General features: G+C 30.0%; 3 protein-coding genes. All 3 read right to left on the reverse strand.

Annotation, left to right across the window (positions count from 1 at the left end; genetic code table 11):
- On the reverse strand, positions 1 to 403 hold a 403-nt coding region (locus tag C6H17_RS11930; protein ID WP_233714128.1), incomplete at its 3' end, for a phage baseplate assembly protein V.
- Between the two features lie 487 nt (positions 404 to 890).
- Positions 891 to 2,699 (reverse strand): hypothetical protein, encoded by a 1,809-nt coding sequence (locus tag C6H17_RS12655; RefSeq protein ID WP_199768876.1) that lies wholly within the window; start codon positions 2,697 to 2,699, stop codon positions 891 to 893.
- A gap of 93 nt (positions 2,700 to 2,792) precedes the next feature.
- A partial coding sequence (locus C6H17_RS11945; protein ID WP_418904720.1) for a bacteriophage T4 gp5 trimerisation domain-containing protein occupies positions 2,793 to 3,382 on the reverse strand: 590 nt, incomplete at its 5' end.

A 3,382-nucleotide genomic window follows, 5' to 3' on the forward strand; every position in this document is an offset into this window, starting at 1 on the left:
GTATGGTTTGAGAGAAATTATGTTTAATATATTCATTATAGTCTTTTTGTGCTCTTATATAGATTTCTTCATTATCTTTTATATTTGATAGGGTAAGTTCATTATAACCTTGTTCAATGATATTTGCTGTGTTTGAATGCTCTGTTTGTGATGAATCTGCTTGGTTTAGTGAATCTGATGAGTTTCTTATATTTGTTAAGTTTATTGTTCTACTTGATAAAGAAGTCTTATGGGAATCTAGGGGATTATGTATTAGGCTAGGATTAGTTGTATTATATAAACTTCCAGATATAAATGGCTTATCTATATCATTATCTAAGAAAGAGATTATAACTTCATCTCCAATTCTTGGAGTATGATAGAAGCCAGAAGAGTTGCTTATTTTTTTGTTGGCAATAGACACGCTAATATACTTACAGCAATAAAATATACTAACAACAAGATACTAATGGCATTATAAAACAATGGAGCATTTGTGTTTGGTAGAATGCCAAATTGAAATAAATTCACACTCCACAACCAAAATAAAATCAATAAAGGAGCGAGAAAATAAATCTTTATACCGCCATTTTTAAAACGATTCGCAGTTGTTACAAAAAATGGAACAATAAAAATTGTTATAAACAATACACAACCAAATATAAAAAAGGTCTCTAAATGCCCAATATCCCATTTTGGATATTTAACATCAAACAATACCCTAAAAATCCATCGTGTAAAACTTATTGCCTTATATGCAGTTAGAGTTGTCAATATATAAAATATGATTATGCTAAGCCAAAAAATTATATATTCTTTTTGACTAAGAGTGGCTCTAAAATCAAACATTAGTGTATTGCGCAAAGGCGGCACAACAAATTTAAAGTAAAACTTTTTTACTTGTGGTATCACTATTGCTCCAATCTTGCACTATGTATTTCTACTTGCTCTTTTACCAACTTGCTATCTAAATCATAGTAATCTTGGTATAAGCTAAACCCATACCCCTCTGCAACACCCATATCAGCGATAATTGCACTATTATGCCATTTATCAAAATAATCTTTATTATTAAGCAGAGCATTTGCGTGGAATTTAATTTCAGCCACAAAAGAGTAAAAATTTACATTGCCTGTATGTGTAGCTAAGATTACATTTTTATCTTGGAGCGTTGGTTTATGTGAATTGCCTATATAGATTAAATTCTTGTCGTAATCATAAGTTTTTGGTCTAATCTTATTTTGTTTGTCCAAAAAATCACATATTCTTTTATTTCTCTTGACTGATGGCGAAACTGCTATATAATTTTTAAAATTATTAATTGAAAGTATTTTTTTAATGTATAATTCCGCTATAAAATATCCACCGACAGATTTTGCATCATCAAAATATTTTCTTAACACAGCATCATATTGCTTTCTTTTTTCTACTGATATTGGATAGTTTATTATTTTATATAAACTATCATTATTGTTTGATTTTAAAGATATAATAAAATTATCCATATCAAAAGGAATAAATGAAATAGCTACTGCTGGTTCGTTAGAATCCTTACGAACAATATTGTTTATTGTGTATTCATTTTCTCTCATTTTAAGCAACCCAAAAGATAGATTGTAAGAATATTTATCATCTGCAAGAACACAATACATATACCAATCATCGTAATATGCTTCCACATCAAGTCCTTTTAATTGTAAGATATTGGCAGATGTTAAAATTTCAGATAAGGGTTTTTGACATACCGCTATATACTCATTATTATTTATTTCTTTTGTGTAAACAAAATCTTCATATACAATGCATTTGCATAAAATAGTTTTACTTAGCAGTAAAAGAATATTTATTCTTAGTTTTGTAAGAATAAAATCCACCCCCACATCACTCTTAGCACCCTCCATATACGCAAAGAATCTAATTTGTTTATCTTGCCATTGCTCTTTAAAGTATAACTCTATTTCCCCACCTAATAGATAGTCTTTAGATTCTGTATTATTTGGTGTATTTGCTTGATTGGTATAAAAAGCAATAGAATCTTCTTTGTAGATTCTGTGAAATTCTTTTAGCTCTGTTAGGGGAATAGTAGAATCTTTAGTCATTTCTTTGAGTTTAGAATCTATGTCTATTTCTTTATCAAAGAGCATATACCCCCATTTTGTTTGTTTCTTTTGTTCTTGGTAATATTGTTTCTGTTCTTCTTTATTTGGAATAGAATCTTGATTGTAGTAGGCTTTGAGATGGATTTGTATATGTTTTAAAGATTCTGTGGCTTCTTGGTCTGCTATTGTATTTGTATCAAAATTATATGTGCGTGTTGGTAGGCATATTGTATTTGCGTTGTTATGTGGGCAGTTTTCTTGTTGTGGTGTTTTACTTTCTTTAGATTCTATTTCTCTTATCTCTCCATATACACTACTTACTAAGAGTTTAGTTTGATAGGGGAATTCTAGTGTATGGAATCTATCTTTGCAAGATTCTCTAATGCAAGAGGCTAGAGTTTTTGGAGTGCTTTTATAATGTGGGTGTTCTATTTCTACTTTAAATCTATGAATCTTTTTAAGCTTTTCTATATCATCTAAGATTATCTTTCCGCTTTGACTTTTTTCATTAAAAAGGATAGTGCCATTATGTGCGATGACTTTTATTTTAGCATTCTCTATAAGATTACAATGGACATCTCTTACTTGTATGTGTATAGGCTTTGTGTTAAAACTTGACATATTATACTTATATCCTTTGTGCTCTATTCCAACTCTATCTTATGTAGTATTATACTTTTTCTGAGTTTTTTGATCAACCTTTCTTATTTATCTCTATTCTGCTTTAATCTCTCCACCTTTTACTACAAGCCCTTTAGAATCTATTATAACTTCTACTCCACCTGCTTTTATTATAACAGAGTCTCCTTTGGTTGTGATAGTAGATTCTCCTACTTGTATAGAGGCTTCATTATTGGCATTTAAGGTGTAATTAGAATCTGCTATCATAGAGATATTATCAGAAACCATCACTGCATTTGTATCAGATTCTAGGCTAAGAGATTGTGGGGAACTCATATATATATTATCATTAGAGCGAATGGTTATTTCATCTTGTGTTTGGATATTAAGCTTTTTATTAATGGATATATCTTTATCCCCCTCCACCACTTCCACACTATTCCCCTTTACATTCTTACTAGAATCCCCCTGTATAGATTCTGTATAATTGCCCTGTATTTCTACCCTCTTATCTCCTCCAATAGATTCACTACTATCTTTAGCTACTCTTAATTTATTATCTACACCTACATTTAGAGTATGAGATAAGCCTACTATAGTATCCTTACTTAATGCTACATTAGTTAGGTATTCTGCTCCAACTCTTACATCTTTTAAGCCGAGTATTTCTTGTTTATGATATT

Source organism: Helicobacter rappini, from assembly GCF_900198625.1.
Taxonomy (GTDB): Bacteria; Campylobacterota; Campylobacteria; order Campylobacterales; family Helicobacteraceae; genus Helicobacter_A; species Helicobacter_A rappini.